Annotated in this window: 20 protein-coding genes; 4 read left to right on the top strand and 16 right to left on the bottom strand. The window is 42.3% G+C overall.

From position 1 onward, the window contains the following. Positions 1–309: 309 nt before the first annotated feature. Together SK33_RS23785 and parM are read right to left on the bottom strand one after the other, a co-directional pair. Positions 310–987, bottom strand: coding sequence for a hypothetical protein (locus tag SK33_RS23785; protein ID WP_015063117.1), 678 nt, complete (start codon positions 985–987; stop codon positions 310–312). Positions 988–1,013: 26 nt separating this feature from the next. Further along, complete coding sequence (gene parM, locus SK33_RS23780) at positions 1,014–2,048, bottom strand: plasmid segregation protein ParM domain-containing protein (RefSeq protein ID WP_015063116.1); 1,035 nt, start codon at positions 2,046–2,048, stop codon at positions 1,014–1,016. A 372-nt stretch (positions 2,049–2,420) separates the two neighbouring features. Between parM and SK33_RS23775 the strand changes: the two genes are divergently transcribed. From SK33_RS23775 to SK33_RS23760, 4 genes are read left to right on the top strand one after another with little or no spacing between them, the layout of a single operon-like run. Next, positions 2,421–3,368: a metallophosphoesterase gene (locus SK33_RS23775; protein WP_015063115.1), complete on the top strand. Its 948-nt coding sequence runs from the start codon at positions 2,421–2,423 to the stop codon at positions 3,366–3,368. Next, a complete protein-coding gene (locus SK33_RS23770) occupies positions 3,368–4,207 on the top strand; it encodes a hypothetical protein (RefSeq protein ID WP_015063114.1) in 840 nt (279 codons plus the stop codon). Before SK33_RS23775 ends, SK33_RS23770 begins: the two co-directional genes overlap by 1 nt. After that, on the top strand, positions 4,200–4,721 hold the full coding sequence (locus SK33_RS23765; RefSeq protein WP_015063113.1) for a hypothetical protein: 522 nt from the start codon (positions 4,200–4,202) through the stop codon (positions 4,719–4,721). The genes SK33_RS23770 and SK33_RS23765 overlap by 8 nt, the downstream gene beginning before the upstream one ends. Continuing rightward, on the top strand, positions 4,718–5,110 hold the full coding sequence (locus tag SK33_RS23760) for a hypothetical protein (RefSeq protein WP_022652165.1): 393 nt from the start codon (positions 4,718–4,720) through the stop codon (positions 5,108–5,110). Before SK33_RS23765 ends, SK33_RS23760 begins: the two co-directional genes overlap by 4 nt. Positions 5,111–5,295: 185 nt before the next feature. On the opposite strand, the gene SK33_RS23755 is transcribed toward SK33_RS23760, so the two are convergent. The 14 genes from SK33_RS23755 to SK33_RS23690 form a co-directional block, all read right to left on the bottom strand. Further along, a complete protein-coding gene (locus SK33_RS23755) occupies positions 5,296–6,300 on the bottom strand; it encodes a ParB family protein (protein ID WP_022652164.1) in 1,005 nt (334 codons plus the stop codon). Continuing rightward, on the bottom strand, positions 6,297–7,550 hold the full coding sequence (locus SK33_RS23750; RefSeq protein WP_015063110.1) for a ParA family protein: 1,254 nt from the start codon (positions 7,548–7,550) through the stop codon (positions 6,297–6,299). Before SK33_RS23750 ends, SK33_RS23755 begins: the two co-directional genes overlap by 4 nt. A 2,360-nt stretch (positions 7,551–9,910) precedes the next feature. After that, positions 9,911–12,592: an IncHI-type conjugal transfer ATPase TrhC gene (gene trhC, locus SK33_RS23745; RefSeq protein ID WP_015063109.1), complete on the bottom strand. Its 2,682-nt coding sequence runs from the start codon at positions 12,590–12,592 to the stop codon at positions 9,911–9,913. A gap of 8 nt (positions 12,593–12,600) precedes the next feature. Further along, the gene (locus SK33_RS23740; RefSeq protein WP_015063108.1) at positions 12,601–13,551 is read right to left on the bottom strand and encodes a TraV family lipoprotein; all 951 of its coding nucleotides are present in this window, start codon (positions 13,549–13,551) and stop codon (positions 12,601–12,603) included. Between the two features lie 9 nt (positions 13,552–13,560). Next, positions 13,561–14,313 carry a protein-disulfide isomerase HtdT gene (gene htdT, locus SK33_RS23735; protein WP_185757620.1) on the bottom strand — a complete coding sequence of 251 codons (753 nt, stop codon included), beginning with the start codon at positions 14,311–14,313 and terminating at the stop codon, positions 13,561–13,563. A gap of 105 nt (positions 14,314–14,418) precedes the next feature. Continuing rightward, positions 14,419–14,925 (bottom strand): hypothetical protein, encoded by a 507-nt coding sequence (locus SK33_RS23730; RefSeq protein ID WP_015063106.1) that lies wholly within the window; start codon positions 14,923–14,925, stop codon positions 14,419–14,421. 8 nt (positions 14,926–14,933) lie between these two features. Continuing rightward, entirely contained in the window at positions 14,934–16,292 is a 1,359-nt protein-coding gene (gene trhB, locus SK33_RS23725) for an IncHI-type conjugal transfer protein TrhB (RefSeq protein ID WP_022652153.1), read from the bottom strand. Next, a complete protein-coding gene (gene htdO / locus SK33_RS23720; RefSeq protein ID WP_015063104.1) occupies positions 16,282–16,722 on the bottom strand; it encodes a plasmid transfer protein HtdO in 441 nt (146 codons plus the stop codon). The genes trhB and htdO overlap by 11 nt, the downstream gene beginning before the upstream one ends. Before the next feature lies 1 nt (position 16,723). After that, complete coding sequence (locus SK33_RS23715; protein ID WP_015063103.1) at positions 16,724–17,962, bottom strand: TraK domain-containing protein; 1,239 nt, start codon at positions 17,960–17,962, stop codon at positions 16,724–16,726. A 2-nt stretch (positions 17,963–17,964) separates the two neighbouring features. Next, positions 17,965–18,750: a TraE/TraK family type IV conjugative transfer system protein gene (locus SK33_RS23710; protein ID WP_022652152.1), complete on the bottom strand. Its 786-nt coding sequence runs from the start codon at positions 18,748–18,750 to the stop codon at positions 17,965–17,967. Between the two features lie 11 nt (positions 18,751–18,761). Beyond that, on the bottom strand, positions 18,762–19,079 hold the full coding sequence (locus SK33_RS23705) for a type IV conjugative transfer system protein TraL (protein WP_022652151.1): 318 nt from the start codon (positions 19,077–19,079) through the stop codon (positions 18,762–18,764). 51 nt (positions 19,080–19,130) lie between these two features. Then, on the bottom strand, positions 19,131–19,484 hold the full coding sequence (locus SK33_RS23700; RefSeq protein ID WP_015063100.1) for a hypothetical protein: 354 nt from the start codon (positions 19,482–19,484) through the stop codon (positions 19,131–19,133). Between the two features lie 289 nt (positions 19,485–19,773). Beyond that, positions 19,774–19,959, bottom strand: coding sequence for a hypothetical protein (locus SK33_RS23695; RefSeq protein ID WP_032610388.1), 186 nt, complete (start codon positions 19,957–19,959; stop codon positions 19,774–19,776). A 1,058-nt stretch (positions 19,960–21,017) separates the two neighbouring features. Then, a complete protein-coding gene (locus SK33_RS23690) occupies positions 21,018–21,893 on the bottom strand; it encodes a RepB family plasmid replication initiator protein (protein ID WP_015063098.1) in 876 nt (291 codons plus the stop codon).

The raw sequence follows: 21,893 nt of genomic DNA, 5'->3' as shown, positions 1-21,893 counted from the left end.
TGCAAACGAACAACCATAAACAGGAGCTAAACCACCTTTTTTTTAGTAGTATACATAACTAAAATTAGGTTTCATAAAACAAACTGGTTAGACCTGAAACAACCAAAGAGGTTCATAATGAGTTTTTGAGTTGGATCTATAATTCTACGAAATTATTTAACTTGCTATGCAGCATTGAGTGTTCCATTAACTACATGTAACCGGTTCACCATCCAACCTCATCTACTAATAATATACCAACAAAAAAGCCAGCTGGTAAGCTGACTTTTTTGAGAGATTACAAATTTTAATCAATTGATACTTCTATATTTACTTTGCAAGATTTGCGAGGTTTGCATTTGCCCTTTTCTTCTGCTTTGTTGTCACACCCTGCACTTGCGCTTGTTCACTGAGCGCCATGGTTTCGGTTTGAGCTAAGTTAACGTCCGGAGAACCATGATTAGTTTTTAGAACTGAATCATTCTGATTTGCGATCGCAACAGGCGGCAAGGTCTCTACAGTCACAGGCATGGAGTTTTTGGCCAGTTCTGTAGACATTAATTCCAACCGCTGTTCCTTTGCTGTCTCAGGCTTTACTGCATCACTGACATCAGTTTGACAATTAGTTGAAAATACAGCAGCAGGATTCTTGCAATTATTAATCTTTAAAATTAAATCGTTGAATTTCGAATCAAGCATAAGACTTATTTGTTCTTTCAACTGTTCATTACTTAAATCACTCTTTTTAAATTCATCATTAAAAAACCGATTTAGATCAGCAGCCGTTAATCTCTCATTCAGTCCATTAATAAAACTTGATAGCTCGGGGAAGAGGTTATTTAGCACTAACCCCGTAGTGATTGCAGACCTTATTATGGAAAGCTGTTCGCCACGATGTGTTAAGTCACTTTTTTTTAGAAAATTATAGGCATACGGAGATTGCCTTTCCGATAACCAAAACGCGCTAATCTGGATGCGATCGTTTTCCTTCTCAGTTTTTTTTGTCATACCCCCCCCCCTTTACAAAACCATCATCACGCAAAAACAGTATCTGCAATAGCCAGTGAGAGAGCGAATTGCGGATTATCTACCATGATGATTTTCGATTTATCAAAATGTTCACGCACTGCCGGTTCAATCAGGTAAGAACCCCCACCGACTAGGAATACATTGTGCGGACGTTCTTCCACCTGAGTGACTGCTTTGATCACTTTTTCTTGAAGTTGCGCTACGGCACTATTTACGGCTTGGAAGACACCATCAAGATCATCGGAAGAAACCTTTAGTGAGGCTTTGTTATCACGATTGTCGACCAAGTGTTGAATATACGCGTAGCTTGCGTTCAGCTTTGAAGAATCCAGATAACGACGGACTTCATCATATACGATAGAACAACCAATACGGTCAAAACCCTTGACTCGGGAGATCTGTTCCAGCTGACCAGTAATGCTTGCTACATCAAGTGTTGTCCCACCTAAATCGATAACCAGGCTTGATTCAAAAGATTCAATTAACTCAATTTCATCTGCACGAGTTACCGCCGGAAGTGACTCAGGAAACACGGTAACTGAAACAACATTAAATGAAACACGCTTACCATCAATATAACGTTCAACCGGCTTCATCAGGTTGTCTTTTTTCCGTTGGATGTTTTCGTCATTGGTTTCACCCAAAGCGGTATAAAACTGACTAAGTGGCAATGTTACATAGAGATGAACATCCTGCGGCTCTAAACCAGAGGAATGAAGAGCATGGTGAACATTCAGACGACTGATCTCATCGTACTGATGCGCAACGTCGGTAGTTTCAAGGGCATTACTAGATTCACTGTGATGAGAGAATCGTTGAAGGCCATCAATAAGGTAATTAAACGGAATAAGCCCGTCATGGCTTACCCGGAAATCTGCAACGAAACTATTTTGAGTCAATAAGGGAACAAGGTCACCTTGATTGTTAACACAAACCAGTTTTGCCGCTTTACTACCATCATCAATAACAACTTTAAGTGTCTCTAATTCAGTAGAGTTTGATTCAGCTACAGCCAGTTTTGTTTTTACTAATTCAGTCATGCAGAACCCCTCGAATTGGTTTAATTAACCCACCACTTTTGATATGGGATTTATACACTAATGGTTGCTTTAGGTCAACAAAAACGAGGCAAGAAACACACGTAAGTTATTGTTAAAAAAGAATCCTTCGTTTTTAAAAATTGTCTTGCTCTACTTTATGTACACTTGATAAAAACACACATAAATGACGTTTTCTTCAGCTTTACGACACTAAAAAATCCTATCCAAAGACGGCACTTAAAAGTCTCTCTGTGCGGATACTACAGATGAATTCAACTTCTATTTTGCCTAAGCGCAGAAATTAGCCCTCTTAACGAAAATATTGCCGACACTCATCCGGTATTATTACTGTACTTTCTAGAAGAGGCATTTATGGCATCTGAGCACGTCCAGACAATTGACCTGACTAATTATTCCGGAAGGGTTTTCTTTCTGGCAGACCCCCATGGACATTATTCGACGCTTTGTAATCTTATCCATTCGATATCGAGCCCAGATGAGGAACTAATCATTTTCCCTACCGGGAATCTCTTTGATTATGGTCCTGAGCCCATGGAGTTAATGACAGCGATAAACACTGGTATTTTTGATGGACGTTCTGTGCGAGTGTTCTCAGCAGCCGGGGCTGGTGAAGAGATGATGAAGAAGCTCTTACCCACAAATAATGATCGTAGGACTTATTACCCAAGCACATTTCTTAACGAACGGTGGTGTGCAAGAGGCGGACGTTGGCATAAACAAATTAACCGCAGTTATCTTGAAGAGGAGATCAGCAAACTGCTCTCCACCCAGCTGGCCACGGTGATGAAGGTGCTTTTTAAAGGAAATATTACTATCGGTGTTTGTCCATCCGACTACACGGACATACGACAGGGTTTCGACAATACCTATAACGCTCTCCTCGCGTTTAATCAGGCAAACGTGAATATCTTTCAGAGTCAGTTTCTTTTTGGTATGGATCACGCAGTCAGCCCAATGAATATTAGCGATGTCAACCTCGTTGTACTGGGTCGGAATCCGGTCAATAGCATCAGAAAGGCTCATGGGTTACCTTTGACTAACTTACCTGTACTCGTCGGCAACTGTCTCCATATCAATACTGGCTCGCTGTTCATGTCAGCAATTAGCGATCCAGCACTACTAGCCCCAGGTATACCTCGTACTACAGTTCCGGCAATAACGCTGGTCGAGTTGATACTGGCCTCAACACCAACCCTAATTTGCCACCAAATGATCCTTAATAAGAACGGCATTTACACACAAAACACAACACCACTTGACCTGGATTTAAAAGATAACAACATAGAGGCTGCTTTATAATGCAGAAATTAAAACTGATAATTTTACCGGTGCTGGCATTTGTGTGGCCATCAATCAATGCAACCGCATCGACTAAAACACCAATGCCTACTTCTCAGCAGTCAGTTGCTAAATCTGAGGCTAACTATGAATTTATTTCTATTTCTGCAAAATATGTCGACGGTATGTGGCTTGTTAATGGTCAACAAAGACCTGTAATTAAAACAAGCATGACTAAGCGTAACTATCTCCAGATCGCAAATCAGTCAACACTTACGCCTTTGAACCTTGTGATACCCAAAATTGCATTTGACGTTATAGCCAAAAATGGCGTTTTGTTATCAAATATTGTATCCCTGGATGAAGATGCAGCCGGTAAAAAAATTCTATGGTTAGAGCCGGGTTCCAGCCTGACAATCTCTTTCGTCAATGACCTATCCAGTACCCCATTACAGGCGATAGTGTCCGTAAGTAAATTGAATAAAAGCGTTATTGCGATTTTTGGACCAGACCAGGGTAAAAAATTCACCCTCCCCCAAACTTCAAAATCACAGGATTTTTCAAAGGAGTATGACCCTTCACCAGAAGTCGCACTACGTCTCAATGTGCCCAAAAAAATTCACTCTTCCGTCACAATCCCAGATGTCGCGACTGCATCATTACCGTCCTCACATACCTACGAGATTATAGCGACTGATAAACTCAGGTCTTTTATGTTTTCAGAGTTTGTTTGGGTTGGTAAACGTAACAGCTTCCTCGTTGGTTCTAATTATTTCTCCAAAAATTTGACGGTTTACCCAGGTGAAGAATTCGATATCAGCACCATACAGAAAACGATTATGAGGGCTAGTAATGATTAAAGCAGCCGGAGTGATTTTTATCTGTCTTTTGACTGGCTGTCAGTCGGTTGGAAGCAAAATTGCAGACCTCCCCTCAGTAGGTTTCGACCCTGTGATGAGCAACAAAAGTGAATCCTATACCGACGGAAAAGTTACTTTTCTGATTGAGAGTTCAGGCACTGATGTCTGGCTGCTCGCCAAGAATGGTACCAAGGAATTTATTGAGTTATCGGATCTAAATCTAGCCGGAAGCCGTTGCACCTATTCATCGCGTGGGAAACTGTTATTAACACCTGGTTCAGTTTCATTGTTTACTGTTCCGACTGTTGGTTTACTCGGCCTTTGCTACGACAACACTGACCAATTAACGTTTATTAATAACGCATTTACCAAAATTTCACAAAAGTCGAGTGATGGACCCACATTGCCATTGTTGTTCAGTATTAGATATGAATTTCCCGGCTCGGGTGAAACAAACACAACGCTAGTTACGCAATCATTAAGTCTTGCATTTTTGGAACAGGAGCAATCATGAAATCTATATTGGCCGTCATCTGTATTTGCTGCTGCGAGGTGGCTTTTGCTTATCCTTATCGCATCTACACAGCACCTGATGGTGCCATTGTGAAAAATATACTGACCAATGAAGTGATCGGTAGGACACCGGTTGAAGTTGATGTCAGTAATACTGAAGCAGGCTCCACGTTCGGGATATCTATGTATCGGCATGAGAATGTTGCAATAAAAATATTCACAGTAATGCCAAGCGCGGAAAATAACTTTACTGTTTCAGGTCCCGACGTTGCAACAATGTCTTTACCAGGTAAAGCCCCTTTAAACGTAATTAATGACAGTAATGCAGCAGCAGTTCACATAGATCTCAGGCCTTTTCTTTCTGAACCTGTACATCAACCCATTCAATAGTTAATTTAGGTCCCTGTCATGGGGACCTGCAATCTCATTTATAAGGATATTTGTTCTAAAGATCATGCAGTTACACGCATCTAGAATGATTAAGGCTTTACAGTATTGATAATGGAGGGAATGAAATTAAGGTCAACATAGTAATAAATCCGCATCCTTGCGATGCGGATTAATGCAAAATTTAATTATTCTTTTTCTTTCAACTTCGATTTTATAAACTCCTCAATTTCTGCGATCAATTCGCTATTAATTCTATTAAATTCAAACCTAATTTTTCTTCCAGACGCATTTTTGCTAATCCTTGCATATTTATCTTTATTATCAAACACGGCTAATTCACGAGTTTCCCACCCCTTGCTAGGAGGTTTTATGTCAAGCTGTTCAACTACTGTAGTAATTTTATCTATTACTGTCTTCTGTGCTTCGGAAATATCGGTTACATCCAAGCTCCTTATTTCCTCCCGAACATTATCTACAACTTCCTCAAGAGAGAATAAATTCTTTTCGACGTACTTCTGTAGTCGGGATAAGCGATTGTAATACGAGTTAGGAATACCTTCATAGTCAGGAAAGAGAGCAATAAGAGAATTATCTATCTTCGCCGCCTGGATACGCTTAGAAACAGATACATGGCTGATTCCGAGATAATTAGCAAGCTCTTCATTAGTTGCAAATCCAAGGTCTTTCATTTTCTGTAAATACTGGAATCCAACTTCACGGTAAGAAAATCTCCGTGATGTCTGTGCTGCTGTAATGATGGAATTAATATCTTCCGGGGATAATTCATCCGGCAACACCCATAGTGGCAAATCCTTCGCAGATTGAATACAACAGAAACGCCTACGACTGCCCTCTATAAGCAGATACACCCCATTTCGTTTGACAGCAACGCCTTCTGTATCAACACCACGTACCTTAATTTGTTCCAGGATATCTCGAACTGCATTTACAGTGAGAGCTTCCTGGTTTCGTGGGTTCATAGGGTGTACTGCGGTTTCCAGTTCCACCTTCTCAGCCGGTACAATGATGTGTTCAGCTTCCAGCTTACGTCCATTATGTAAAGCAAACAGCTTCCTCAGTCGAGGCTGTGATTTCAGGCCTGGAAGCCCGGAGCGATGGCTGACTTCAGTACGCTTAGGTGCATTAATATAACGGGATTTGTCATTCCCGATATGCTGCTCATCACTCATGCGTTACTCCTTTCTTTCACAGAAAAACTCTTAATCTCATTTATAAATTGCTGGTAGACCGCCATTACAGATTCTTCAGCCACATCAAGCTGCTTAGGTGAGCAAAGCTCTTCAGACTTTTTAATATCCAATACGGTTCTGCCCCTTGATGCTGCGGCTTTAAACGCTTCGGAATTTTTAATATTTGCAGACATAAAGAGTTCCTGCACTGTTCTTACCAGTTTATCCAGAACAATTTTTTCATATGGACTCTTATCGTCTACGTTAACAGCCAGCACTTTGAACCACCTCAGATTTTCGCCCTTGCTCGGCGATTGTTTGAAACGCTCGCTGATGGTCAACATGAAATCAGTTGTGGAAGCATAATCGTATTCACGAGGTGATACGGCAACAAGAATGCCATCAGCGGCTTCATCAGCTGCCCAAGTGATTGGCGAATCCTCTGGTGGAGTATCGATGATAATCAGGCCGTATTTTTTCTTCAAAACAGGCAGAATAACTTCTTTGAATCGAAGTAATAGCTCTGTTCGTTCTTCTCTGGAACACTGCCAGTATTTATCTTTAAATCGCGCATCTGTAGGAAATGCTGTAATAACATCAAGATTCGGTAGGTGTGTCGAAAAAGGCATACTCTCAATGATTTCTTCTTCCGAATACCCTAAATCAAGGTATTTTTTGTAATCTGAGTCCTCTTCATAAACCCCTAAGATGGCGTCAATAGCAGTGAGGAAAACATCATCTTCCGCTACACTTTGTATCATCCCGCTACCAATTGAGCCTTGTGGGTCCCATTCGATCAAAAGTGTCCTTGCGTTTAGATGCATATCAAGCGCTGCGGCTACAGCAAGAGCCCCTGAAGTTGTACTCTTACCCGTGCCGCCCTTATGGTTCTGCGTTACGATTGCACGGCTATGGTAATAGTCGCTGTACCGAGGACAGCCCAGAGCATCCATGATTTTTTGGACGTCCCACCTGGTATAGAGATGGTTTTTGTTCTGAAAGATAGGAGCACCAACCAGACCTCTATCTTCAAGATCGGCAAGGATTTTATTAAAGGTGACGCGTGACTTGCCAAAAAAATCTGACAGATTTTTTTTATTCAAACAATGGTTATAGATGAGGCGATCTACACCTTCAACACTATCATCCGAGACCGAAACCCTTGAAGAGACCAATAATGACTCCTTCAGGGAAATCTGCTCGCTCTTCATTCGTTGACCGACAAGGGCGATCTTATCAATTAGATTCATTCTCTTCCGATCCCTTTTAACCTAAATAATGAAATTAAACGCATATATGTACACTTTACGCATAATGCGTACATTCGTGCCTTATGCGTTTAATTGTAACCGTAATTCTAACTATACGCTAACGTTCTGTTTCTTTTTCGTCGATTATGGGATATCAGCCTCATCGGTTTACTTTGTTATGTGTAAAAAGAGAGTTATAAGGAATGACTTTCAACATTGGCGATAGCAAACTACCGACTTAACAAGAGTCAGCTATGTGGCAACTAACGTCAATTCCCCTGTATTCAAAAGCATCTCTTTTTGGGCTGGCGATTAACGGGGTTAAATGTTCCGGCACTCAAACAGCATCCCGCCCTGGGCTGGCGATTAAGGGGGTTAAATGTTCCGACACCCGGACAGCGTCCCTCCCTTGGCTGGCGATTAAGGGGGTTAAATGTTCCGACACCCGGACAGCGTCCCTCCCTTGGCTGGCGATTAAGGGGGTTAAATGTTCCCGCACCCAAACAGCATCCCGCCCTGGGCTGGCGATTAAGGAGGTTGAATGCTCCGGCACCCGGACAGAATTCGGCCTTGAGCTGGCGATTAAGAGGGTTCAATGTACCGCCGCTCCGACAGTATCCCGCGCTGGGCTGGCGATTAAAGGGGTTAAATGTTCCGGCACCTGGACAGTATCCGCCTTGAGCTGGCGATTAAGGGGGTTAAATATTCAGGCACCCGAACAGTATCCCGCCCTGAGCTGGCGATTAAGGGGGTTAAATATACAGGCACCCGAACAGCATCCCGCCCTGGGCTGGCGATTAAGGGGGTTAAATGTGTTCCGGCACCCGGACAGTATCCCGCCTAGAGCTGGCGATTAAGGGGTTATATGAATCAGTTCCCGGGAGGGATCTATACATGACCTACGATAAAAGCAAAACAACATTAAAGTTTGGTTGTAAGAACTGAAAAGTACAAAGTTGAAATATGAAACGCGGGTTGGACCTCTCTAACGTTAGTGGTAATGACTTATGGTGCAAACATAAATCTACATATTTATGGGAAGCTGGTTAGACGACGTCCGGTCTGAAGCGCACAGACTGAAAGAGTACCGTGTGGTTCGGCGTGAACCCAGACAATAATGTTAATTCTTCGCAGCAAAATAAGAGGGCGTTCTCACAAAAGTTGTGGAGACTTGTGCAGATTACTTCTTCTGAAATCTCGTAGGCCGTTCTAATTATCTCTATGTTACTAACATTTAATTTCCTTTACCTTTTCTAGTGTTTTCGAAATAAGGTTTCGGTGTGCTAGAACTTTGTTGGAATTTAAAGCCTGGACTCTAATACCGGGCAAAAGAGTAGAATATGCCAGGCCCCCGCAAAATTTTCGACGGCTAAGGCGCCATTCAGGAATGAACTAAATCCTTCCTGCTTACCTCGTGATCCAAAAGATGGCATTCAGAATACTAAGAAAGCACGCCGAATCTGAGCCTATAACCCTTTGGCTAAATTATGCAAAGCAATGTTACTCAACACCCGGGATAAACTTTAAGGTGTTTATATACCAATTTTGGAGATTAAGGCGCACATACCCGGCGGAGCGAATTGGTTGGATCGTCAGTAAATTGTTTTATTAGGAATAAACTTCCCCAATTTCAAGATGCGAATTTCAGGTTTTTTGGTAAATGGCACTACGCTTGTTTTACAGATAGCAACCAGTTACAACATCTCGATTAACCATATTCTAGTAATCACTTGAAGCTGAAAATGGTTGACTATACCAACCTAAATAGAAGGCATTTCATTTTAGTTCAAAACAAAACTGCAACTTAATAGTTATGGTTGGTTTAGATAACCACAAATACGAAAATTGACTAACAAAACAAAAAGAAACCAACTCACAAATATTATCTCTAACTTGTTAAACAAACCAACAAGACATGAGTTATTGTTTGTTTTTCAATGCCTTACCAAACTTTAAATCGATACATAAGAAATTATGGGTTGCTTAGCTAACCATAAAGATAGTGTTTATATCTAATATACAGTAGCGCGACAAATTTGGTTATCACTTGCAACCACAACATCCGTATCCAAGGCAGGAAATTTAGCTCAGCACAGGCCGAGCATGATTAAACATCAGCCGTATAAAAGCTACATCACCAATCAACTTAAGTAGAAGCCCCAGAGAAGCCAATCAACAGTATCTACAAATAAAATTTAGGGATATTTAGGGATATTTAGGGGAGTTAATTCGATCCAGAAATTCTGAACCTGAACAATTGTTGCGGGGGAGGGCAGTGTAACACAGTTAAAAACCTGTATTTTGAGTAAAGTACGGATACCTCATCCAGTAAAGATGAGGTATCCAGTACTACTTAAACGTTATGCAGCTGCATTGCTAGCAACTTCCTGTTCATACAGTATCTCAATTGCTTCGCCGTAAGAGCAATCAAGACGGCTTTGTATTTCCCATAGCTTTCCACGGTCGGTACTGTCAGTCGTAAAACAAAGCTCCATTTTCCTGTCTACATAGAGGCGACATATCTCCTGGAAATTCTCGAATCGGACGAGCATCTCAGAAAATGCACGCTTTATCGTTCGTATGTTTTTCATACGCTCATATTCAGCATCAGTCGTGGAGAAGTAGTTATTAGCCTTCATGGCTTCTATGCTCTCCTTTTCCTGCTTCATGATGATCTTCCACGGCGAGTTGGCCGTCAGGGCTCGACCTACCGAGGAGGTGAAGTAATCTTCAAAGGACTGGGTAATACAAATACCAGCACAGTTCGTTTTCCTGAATCGGCGCCAGGCAGCTTCAAGGAAAGATGAGAAAAACTGATTTGACTGATTACTGGAGCCTGAAGCATTATCCGGGCGAATATACTCCCATGCCTCATCAAGGATGAACAACCGGCGGCGACCGTCCTTTTTGATAAACATTGCATGCTGAGCAGCTTGAATGATCGACATGAGCACGACTGTCTGGAGGTGAGGGGTACCCTTCAACTCTTCAAGCTCAAGAACTATAAACCGACTACCGAAGTTTATTGGCGGGAGCTTTTCGGTAAATCGATTTCCGTAAATGCCTCCTTCACACCATTGCCCTAATTGCTCACCGATATCTTTAATACGCTTATCTTCATGGGCAGAACAGCGGCGTGCAAATCCTGTAATAGAGCCTGTACTTCCGACTTTACGTGATTCGTTATATTCATCACCAATCAGTTGAAGCATGACCGATTGTTGAAAGTCGTCAATATTTCCTTTTTCAGATGCCATTATTTTTAACTGATTCAGGACCATAATGGTCTGTGCAACTTTATCCTTTTCTTCATCGTTATTATTTGAGTCGTCATTGAAAACAGGCGCTTCATCAAAAACTCGGTCTGCAACAGTGACATCGGTCAAAAATGCGAACGGATTCAGAGTAAAATCAGGCTTTTTACCAAAATCTATAAACTGACTATTTGTATATTGCTCCGAAATACCCTGATACGAGCGACCAACGTCAACTACAAAAATCTGGGCTCCATCAGGGTCAAATGCATCATAAGCATTGTTTTTGAAACCTTCAAAAGTATCACGATAATGGATCAGATTATTAGAACGCGGCCCTGCACCAAGATAGTTATTAATGATGTATGCAACCCAGAACGATTTGCCTGCACCAGAAGTCGCCCCAACAACCATATTATAGCTGGCAGAAGTCTTGAAGATATCAAGCCCCAACAGCTGGCCCTCTCGTGAGACGAGGTTAAGTACAGGTCTGTCAGTATTACCTTTCCATGGGCCGAATAGAGGGGTCATATGCGCTGCACCAGTATTACTGACTACCTCAAAACGGTCCAGATCTAGTATCGTCTTGGGGTCATTACACATTGGAAGGCAAGAGACAAAAGATGGAAAGATGATGTATGAATCATCAGCCACTTTAACGCGACTTTCCAGATAAAATGATTTTAACTGGTCTGCGGCAGACTGGACATCTAATGCTGAATTCCCCATGACGGTAAATGTCAGATAACTGTGTAAAAGACGGGCCCCATCTTCCAGTTCACGTGTTACCGCCATGTAATCATTATCCATGTCCTTCAGTCTTGGACAAAACGTTAAGACGGTTGGGATACTAGCTTGTTTGTTAGTAATTGCCTTATATCTGACGTTATCTCTAGCTAATTTTAAGGGATCGGCGAAATGGACTGTTTGAGTTATCATAAATGGGCTAAATATAGTTTTACGCCCATTCATCCAATTCACTACAAGTTCATACATGCTTCCAAAATTTACATGTTCTGGGAACTTGACCACAGATAATTGTTTGAAATAACGATGTTCAGAAACATCAGTACTCTGCGTTGTAGATGAAAAATTATTTTCAGTTACTGTATATTTTCGCCCCGGAACATTTAGCTGTTCGTTAAGACGCCTCATAGTGTTGACTTCAACATGACCTTCAGCCCAACGTGATGTTTTTCCCGGATGCATTAATTTATCCATGCAATAAAGCCAGTTTTCGGCGCTAACTTTATGTGGAAAAAGGCCCAGTGTGTTCAACTTACTGATTAGGTCAGAGTACAGTGCATCGATGCGATTAATTTCAATTTCAGTAGGAAGCGCAGATTTCAACGGAATAGAAAATGACATCCAGATCTGAAAGTCACGAAGCATTAATTTATCATGATCCGGTTTTAAGGGTTCATTTAGACTTCTATCATAATAATCCAGCTGGTAGGCCGTGAGTAAGTCCCCCTTAAGCTTATCATGTCCTTCCATTCGACCACCACGAACTGCCGACCAGGCACTTAAATGCAAGGTCAGGTCCGGCAGTGCTGTTAATGAGGTCTGACAGATAGTGTCAGTAGGAAAATCCATTTTAAATAATTCAGCTAACACATCCTGCTGATTATCAAAAACACCAGGTGAGGGGTTACAAATAAACATAAACCCAAGCCGATTACCGTCTATTAGAAAATAATTCGTGCCAGGAATCTGGTCGTATACAGGAATAAACCCACCAAACTGGTGGCGACTTAATTCTTTATTATAGATGTTAGCAGATTTCATTCGCGACCTCAGAGTTGTCTGATAATACCGTTAGACGAAACTGCTTTCGTTGCTCGCTGTTGCTGTTGCATATTTTCACGAGCGGCATCCTGAACTTGCAAAGGAACTATTCGCGCCGGATTTGATGTCGAATTTTTACCCGCAATCCAAGTTTGGGGTTTGACATTCACATAGACAAAGCCAGGCAGGTTTAAAGCGTCATTATCGTCCGTGTATGGTGCAAAGGTGATTCTCATGACGCGGCCTTGCTGAAGTACAGCAAGCGGTTCTGGAGCTACCACAGCCTGTTTATACCCTTGTGTACGGTATTGCTGGATCTGGCCAGAGCTGAGCGTAGGGTTTACAGGCTGTCCATTATTAACGGAGTAAAGGTCTTTACTAGCACTGATATCGGAATTTGGCGCAACGTAGCGCGGTACAGGTGCCGGAGATACAACCTGTGTTGTTTGCTTCATGACATCAGCAGTCGGATGGATAAAAGGGTTACCGGATGCACCTGTTGAGCTGTAGCTCGTTGTCATCCTTACATTAGAATTAACTGGAACGCCGCTTATCGGCCGTGGCCCGATTGTTGATGTTGGCGCGCCCATTTTTAATGTCTCATCGTACATAACGGGGACTTGGCCAGCAGGTTTAATTTGCGTCGTCTTGTATGTCACAGGCTTATTTACCAAGACGGCAGACTTAGGGTATTGCACAGCGCCAGGCGGCGAAATTTGGGCAGGGTACTGGCTGTCATTGACAGCCGATTTCTCCTTTCCCGAATTAGCTTCTTCCTCCGCAAGGCCGGAAAGATCATCACGGTTATTCGTTAGTTCCATAACTTCACGAGGGCCTTTACAAACGACCCCTTTTTCAATTCCCGGACATTCTGATTCTGAGCTGCCGATAGTACAACCCGCTAGGTATGAAGATGAACCAACAACCAGAGCGCTGAAAATAACTTTTTTAATGTTCATTTCATTACCTTAATTAGTAGCAAATGGGTTTTTGAGTAAGGGTTCGACACTTTGTTTTAACCATGAATCAAAATCTTTCGGTATGCCATTACCGGCAAGTCCGTCTTGTCTCACAACTGAAGGTACGCCCTGTAATTTATAAATACCTGCCAGCATCAGAGATCCTACCAATGGCTCAGCCGGACATGTTTCTGCCTCTTTTTTTGTCAGGAGCCTTTGTTCTATATCGGTCTTATTTCCCATAAGCCAACGCAAGATATCAAGGTCATTCACTTTGCCTTTTTCTTTACTGCACCATAGTTGACGTAATTCTTGCTTTGGCTCACCGGGGGAGGGGATTAAAATGATGTCAACCCGGTATTTTTCTCTTTCGTCATAGAATTTTTTTATTAAATCTTGGCAACCATCACAATCAAGCGTGATAAAAATAGCGGCTTGTCTTTTTAGTTTTGGGTTTCCTAAAGGGATCAATGCCACAGTATCAAGAGGAAAGGGGGCGTCGTCTAAATTAATAAAGTAGGATTTTCGTACATCTTCTACGGATAAGACTGACTTTCTCTGAAGAATGTCCATGACGCTACCACCCGTTATTGTATAACGTCCATCAGTGGTCACAGCCATCAACTGCGAACGTTCATCCTGGAACAGATAAAGACCTCCAGTCGGGATGTAAATAACATCTTTAGGCTTATAGCTTTGCATTTTCGCCAGTACGCCCTCTAAAGGTTTCGTGGACACTCCACCTTCTTTTGCTTTTTCCATTAATGCAGCTGCATCAGTGTTGTTTAATACATTTTCAGCAGCATTTGTAAGGGGTGGACACACTGTGATCATAGAGACCAGCAGAGATAAAAGTAACTTTTTCAATTATCGTATCTCACTTTCTTTTGTTTCGCCTTGTAGAGATTGTACCTCACCAAAACTTCCACCAAGGTCGATATAAGAGACTATTTGAACATTATCTGGAATTGTTACTGCTAATGATGCATCAATAACCAAATAGCCACGAGAACGGTAAACTTTCATTAATGCTTTAAAGTAATTTTCAAAGTTGTTTTTAGACTGTACCAAATCCGGCTCAGGATTCTGCTTATTAAATTCTTTCCTTAAAGTTTGCATATCAAGTACTGCAATTTGGTAGGACGGATTCGACATTGCTTTGACGCTTTCATAAACAAAACTCGCCCCCTTGTATCCATAGATCACGAAAAGCACAGCTAGGCCAGCTAGCATCAAATACTTGAGGGTTTTCTCGATATCTATTTCCAAAGTTACTTTTTTGGTTGTACGTATACCCCCAACAGGTTTAGCCGCCTCAAGCTTCACGTTTTCAGCAGAATCACTTTTTGTTCCTGGTTCAATGTTATTTTCCATAATTAACCTCAGCGACTCGTCAGGTTTGTAGGTATTGTTGCGCCTGATTGAACGATAAACGTAATTGGGCGCCCTGGGCTAACTTCGACTATTGGCCACTGCTGCTCAGCAATTGATGTGTAGTAGTCCACAAGACGGTTTAGACCGCCCTGAGCTGCTCCGGCTCCGGCCAACGCTCCTAATGCCCCGATGTTCGGCGATTGGTATTCAGCCGTTGAGTTAGGATCGATATTTAACGAAGACACCTTAGATGGGCTCAGACTACCAGCCAGTGCTGACAGGCCTCCTGCAAAAGCAGAACCTGCGATCGCATTTCCATTTCTACTTATCAGATTTCCACGAATACCATTTTTCCCGTCATTTTCACTAACTGCGTATGCTTCCAGTTTGACGTCGAAAGCTTTTCCTTTCGAGTTCACACAAGATATTGATGTTGCCCGAATGTATGCTCGCTGTGACGCCAGATCACCCACAGCTGAACCCAACAAATTACAATCCCGCAAATCCATCGTGAAATTGTTTGGCATGATGATGTCTTTTTTAATACGCATAGTGACTGGCATGGGTTCAGCTTTAGACGACAGACTCGTTGGGGCTTCCAGACCATTAATTAGCACCCCTGTGATAATTGACGTCGCTGGGAGAAACATTTCGTCTTTACGTGCCGCATGCCGAGCTTTACTGTCTACAGGAGCGGTCCCGTCGCCGCGAATAGTTCGTGTCGGGGCTTTGTCACCGCCAGCAACGACCTCACGCCCCTCTCTTATCCGGCTTTCGGATATCGGCATAACCTGAATGACACCATCAGAACCATTTGTCTTAATTGAACTCTGCGTGATAGTCCGCATTGGGCTATTTCGGGTCGGTGTGATCGGAGCGTATCCGGAACTAGCCCCATTCACCGCAGCATTTGGATTTAGCTGGTATGGCGTTGCTGGGGCCTGCTCATTGACGTTTTTGCGTGACCCACCTGCGTCGAGATTACGATTACCGTTTCGTGAGGTCTGCATGTCAGTCAACTGCGTCGAGAGCTGCTGGACTTGTGAAGCAAGGTTGGCAATCTGTACTTTGCTTTCTTGCTGGGCCTTTTCAGCTTTATCACGATCTGCCTTTGCCGCATTCTGATCAATGCGGTTCTGCCTGACCATTTCGTTATAAGTCTTCTGGCTTTCCTCGTTACTCAGCTTAGTCATTTGTGAATCATCAATCAGGAACCCAGTTTGCATATCTTTTTTCTGGGTTTTCTTCTCTTTTTTAACCGGAGTGGAAAAAATTGATTGACTAATAACGATAATCAATACAATCAACGCAGCACCAATTACTGAGATTCTGACAGTTTTATTTTCCCAGGCATTTTTAATGTCCATTATTAACTCCACTCTTTGGTTGCTGGAAGCGCTTAACTTTCAAATTTCGTTCGTTTTCTGTCATCTGAGGCACGATATAAGGTTCACCCGCCCTGGGCCATTTATCTTTAAAATTCAATCCTGAATTATCGGATTCAACAGGGGCAAAATCCTTACCATTATTAAGCGAACCAACTTCTTTAATTTCCTTAACTCCGCGCCGACTTTCAAACTCGGTTGAGCTTCCAACGAATTTTTGCGCAAGGGTAGGGTCGCTTATAATTATCGTATGTTCTTCAAACGCATCGTCAACTGTCTCACCCGGTCGGTGGTCATCGGGAACTATATTCACTGTTCCTTTTGGAATGTACTCAGTTTGGTAGTAATAACTGGTACCCAAAAAAACGACTAGTCCAAATGAGACCCCTGTAAGAAAAGTAGCTTTTCTCATTTTATCTTTTAATCAGGCTTGGTCGTGTGGTTACACGAGTCTGGCGCTCTTTAAATAATTTATCCCGCACAATGTAAAGCTCGGTTTCCTCTCCAGGCTGAAGAAATGCTTTATCGAACAAAGCACTTGCAATTACTCCTTCAGTTATACATTGCTGATCAGCGACAACTTGTCCGTAAGGCTTGTCATTTTTAACAAGAATGACATCTATCAATTCCCTAGATCCCACAAGTCTTTGCCCTAACTTTGAATACATATTGAAATTACACGGGGACTGCTCTGAGCTCGGTATACGTGACAAGCGGTCTTCTTGTAAACTAAAACCAGAAGGAACCTCACCTAGCGCAACCGGAGTCAGTAAATCAATGATCCGCTGTTTATGGTCATCCTGACGAGGGTCAGATGGTGCCAACTCTTCTGACTGGGATCGTGCCAGCATCTCATCATAATTATGTTTATCCAAAGATGTCTCACGTTTCGCCTGCATTGTCGGGCTCAAAGAAGTTGTGACCGAAATCATTGCACCAGGAACATCCAGTGGAACCAGTGTCAGGTTATAAGTCGATTCAGGCACTGAATCTTCTGAAAGCATTATTCCAATTGGCTTATCCGTGTTTGTTGAAATAAATACATCGCCGCCGTTAACGAAAATACTGGCTTCATCACCTGGCGTTGAAGTACTTACAGATGCGTTTTTAAATGAAGTTGAAATTCTGTTTTGCAGACCCCGTGAAACTGGCAGTACAATATTCCCACCCGGTGGGACGTTTACTCGCTGCACTTCTTTGTAGCGATTACGAGCCTCTACATATAACTCATCTGCTTTTGAAGGGGCCCCGGTGCTTTGTGCATTTTGTTGAGGCTCTTTCCCTGCCGGTCTTCCGTAACTATCAAAATTTCCGGATTTAACCTGTTGCTGATAACCGACAAGCGTAGGGTTTTTTGACAATGCGCCAGTTATCTCATTGACAGCTGGGGAGGCACTACTTGCAGGTGAAAGACTTGGTAGTTCAGTGGTCGGTTTTGTTGCTTGTGACGTCTCAGGCGCGGGGCCGGTGCCAGATTCTTTAATAATCGCATTTTTCACACCATTCTGAAATTCATCTGCCCCGACAGGCATAACAACCGGGTTATTTACTGTCGCCGGTAACTGATAGTCTTCAGCAAAGACTACATTCGAAGTTGCCAGCAAGATCATTGCTGTAATCGCGTGACAGCGAAAGCCCTTTTTAGAAGTCATAATTAGTTACCTGTAGACGGCGGGGGATTATCGAGTGTTGCCAGTTGTTCTTTGCCGTTGATTGTAATTTTCTTAATATTTGGTGTACCAGAATACTGATTTACATAGGCTATGCGTGGTCGTCCGTTTTTCATACCCAGCACCCATTCAAACGTCCATTTTGATGATTCTGTTTTGTCCGGAACATTAATCAAACGCGTTGATTTCGTTCCCCAGACATAGACCATGTCATTTTTGGTGTCATAATACATATCGATCGGTTTAAATGACTGTTCAACACCACGAGCTTGCATAATATTGGTCTGCTGCTGTAATGACTCACGGGTTTTCGCCTGTAAATCCGGAGAAAGCGCATCCAATATGGTTGTTGTTACAAAGCCTATGTTTGTTGGGTTTATGTTCCCAATTAAAGTACTGAAGAATAAGGCCCATTGAGTTTTATATGACTCTGAGGCTTTATTTCCCACAACTTTAACTTCTTCCGTCATATTAGGCGGAAGCACAATAGTCACAGGATCGGTAAGAAATTGATTTTTTACCACTAAAACTGCGATGACTAATATAGCAATTGAATTCACACGTAAGAGTTTTTCGTCACGTTTAATCAATGCACTATAAGTAATTCCAATTTCAGAAGCTTCAATCTCTTTACTAAAGCGAGCTTTAGAATCCCGAAAGCGTCCTTTTGAGTCTTCGCCTCCATTTTGCGAAGTCTCGTCCTTTTTATCAAAATCGCCATTACTGGCACTTTTAATGAATGGAATTTTAAGCTTGCTGAGAAGTTTCATTCTTAGCTCCATCAAGAATAGAGGTTTCTGATAAATGGATCGGTAAAGTAACGACTACTAAACACTGATTTCCCTGGAAACAAGCCGAACCACCACAGTTTGTGTTTGAGTTTTCCTCTAACTCCTTCTTCAGCTGCTTTTTTATATGCAAACCAAAACACAACCGCAACAACTACAGAAGTTATAAAGAAATCAAAAATATTACCACTCGCGATAGTCACGAATGTTATACCCAATTGCTTTGCATCCCAGAATAGAATCAACAAAGGCATATTAATTCTGTAAGGGAAACGATAGGTATGTGGAGGTACCTCGTACTGACTTGTCATAAAAACTCCAGAGAGGGGGAATATCCCCCTCATCGTTATTGTTCTAACAAATCACAGCGGGATACCAGCATCCAGGAACGTGCTGATAATTTTTTCACCGTTTGCCATAATCAGCATCATTAATGCTGAAACCAGCGCCAAACCAAGGTTAGGTTTTACAACGCCGAAATAAGCTACGGAGAACAACATGCCGCAAGCGATGATTTTACCCGGCGCACCAGTTAATGCTTCGCTCATGTAGGCCCAGATATCGCCGAAGGCTCCGTCGTCGGAACCCGCGTACGCTAAACCGCAACTTGCTAAAAACAGGAGAATAAACAAAGGCACTTTTGCATGTTTAGACTTCAGAAATGCAAAAGCGTTAGTTTGTTCTCTTTCAACGTTAGTATTCAATGTCAGTTCCATAATTACTCCGTGTTGATTTGAGTTCACGTAAACGCATTTGCATAATACTTTTTATTTTTCTTTCATTTTTCTGTTAACCACCCTTTTTTTCCCTTAATTGCGCCTGGTGTTTTTTTAGCCTATGAATGTCACATGTGAATACCGTGTGTATATCGGATTGAAGAAGGTGAGGCAGGTTATTTTTTCTTTATAGGGAAGAAGTTCATCGTCTATCTCTTCACCATTTTTGTGATAACCATCCAGTCCGATATTTGAGAAAGCTCTGTGTAAGGATGTCATTCTAAAAAAGTCACTTTTCCCATTGATACAAGTGCTTTTCAGCCACATCCTGTGTGTCGCCCCATTCATGCAAATGCTTTTCAAACAATGCGCCTTTTCCAGCCTCATTCATGCAAATGCCTTTGTAGCAAAGACACATATCCGAAACCCATTCATGCAAATGCTTTTCGACCAAAGGAACCTTTTCCGGGCTCATTCATGCAGTTGCTTTTCGACCAAGGGCAACTTTTACTATTCCATTCATGTAAATGCTTTTTGGTGAAATTCAGCTATCGAATCCCATTAAGAGAGGTACTTTCAGTCCAAAGGCACCTTTTCAGGTCGATTCATCCAAATGCTTTCCGGTCAAAGACACCGTTACGGCGCCATTCATGCAAATGCCTGTCAACCAAAAGCACCTTTTACTATCCCATTCATGCAAATGCTTTTCGACCAATGCCCCGTTTGCTGCACCATTCATGCAAATGCTTTTCGACCAATGCCACCGTTTGCGGCCCCATTCATGCAAATGCTTTCAGCTAAAGGCACCTTTTTACTGTCCCATTCATGCAAATGCTTTTCAGCTAAAGGCATCTTCCCGCCTCATTCATGCCAGGGGTTTCCAACGTAGGCACCTTACACAAACTCATTCAAGCAAATGCTTTTATACAAAAGGCACTTTTCTGTCGCCATTGAAGCAAGTGCTTTTCACAAAGGTCACTTTTCTCCCCCCATTGAAGCAAATGCTTTTCACCACCACTATGGGATTTTTAAACGATTTGCTTTTATTTTCATGAGGTTATGTTTACTTATGGGACCTCTGTTTTGAACTGGATATTTATCAAAACGCCTCTGTTCTAATCATGTCCCAGACAATTACAGGCTTTAATTTTCTGTGCAAATCTCAGTGTGACATGAGAAGGACAGGGATTTTTCACGTATAGCCACTATGCACAAACGTTGATGGGTAGTTTTATCTAAAGGCATCTGGATGAATGACTTCTGATTAAATCATTCAAAATCAATTGCTTAGTATTCGTTATCTAACTCAGTGAAAATTAGTTAAATAAAGCATTCGATCGAATGCTCAAAATTCCCAGGGTGCTTAAGCAAAAGTAAGAAAGGAAGCAGGGAAGCAGGGAAGCAGGGAAGCAGGGAAGCAGGGAAGCAGGGAAGGGTATTCATATCAGCAGAGGCGTCCAAAAAAGCATTTGGATGAATGCCCGTACGCCTCATTACATCCAAAGTTACTTTTCTGCGAACTGAACCAGAGGATCAGCTTTGTTTTGCCAGAGCAAGCTTTGGACTTCTCTTAAAAATCTGGAACTGAATATCTCTACCTTTCTTAACCTCTTGATATTCAAGGTATCCTATTGATTTTAACTCCAGCATAGCCTTTCTGATGATCTGGTTTTGAGTACGTACTGGAGTCGTCAAAAGAAGCCGCTCACGCAAACGCTTCATGTTAACGAATAACGTTCCGGCAGGCATTGCCTCAAAATAGATGTACAGGCTCTGTGCAGCTTCTTTTTTGGCGAGAACCGACAGTACCTGTAAGCTTAATAGGGTTTTATGATCATACCGGTAAAGCTCCCACATCGAGGGATCACCCACGAGCTCTACTGTGTCCTTCTTAGGGTCAATCATAGCTTTCTGCACAAGGTGTGTGACAGTGAAGCGTTCAGTTTTAGAATCACGGAAAGAAATAACAACGGACGCGAGGTTTGCCAGCGCTTCCTGAAATCGTGAACGGGTTCGCTTGTTGATATTTGTAGAACTGATACCACACATTTTTGCAAACTCATTGAACGACAATGTTATTTTCTCGGAGGCGAATCCATATTTACTGAACGCCATAATGCACCCAAGCCAACACTTGAAGTCCGTGGACATCGAAAGCTTAAGGCCAGTGATCCGGATGTCATCGTATCCTTCTGACCGGGCCAGTTCCATGCTCGACAACTCATCAGAAGCATCAACCTCAAAATTTCTGAATCGCTTCTCTTTAGTTCCCACCGGGGTAAAAACACTTAAGCGCAGTAAAGCAATGGGTTGGACCGATTTCGAAGAGTTTGGACTCAGTTGATAAGTCCTCCCTGTATCCGTGTTGGTCACATCAAACGGATGTGCTAACTCATTGTTATCACTCAT

Source organism: Citrobacter sp. MGH103, from assembly GCF_001034475.2.
Classification (GTDB): Bacteria; Pseudomonadota; Gammaproteobacteria; order Enterobacterales; family Enterobacteriaceae; genus Citrobacter; species Citrobacter freundii.
This window is presented reverse-complemented; position numbering and strand designations above follow the sequence as displayed.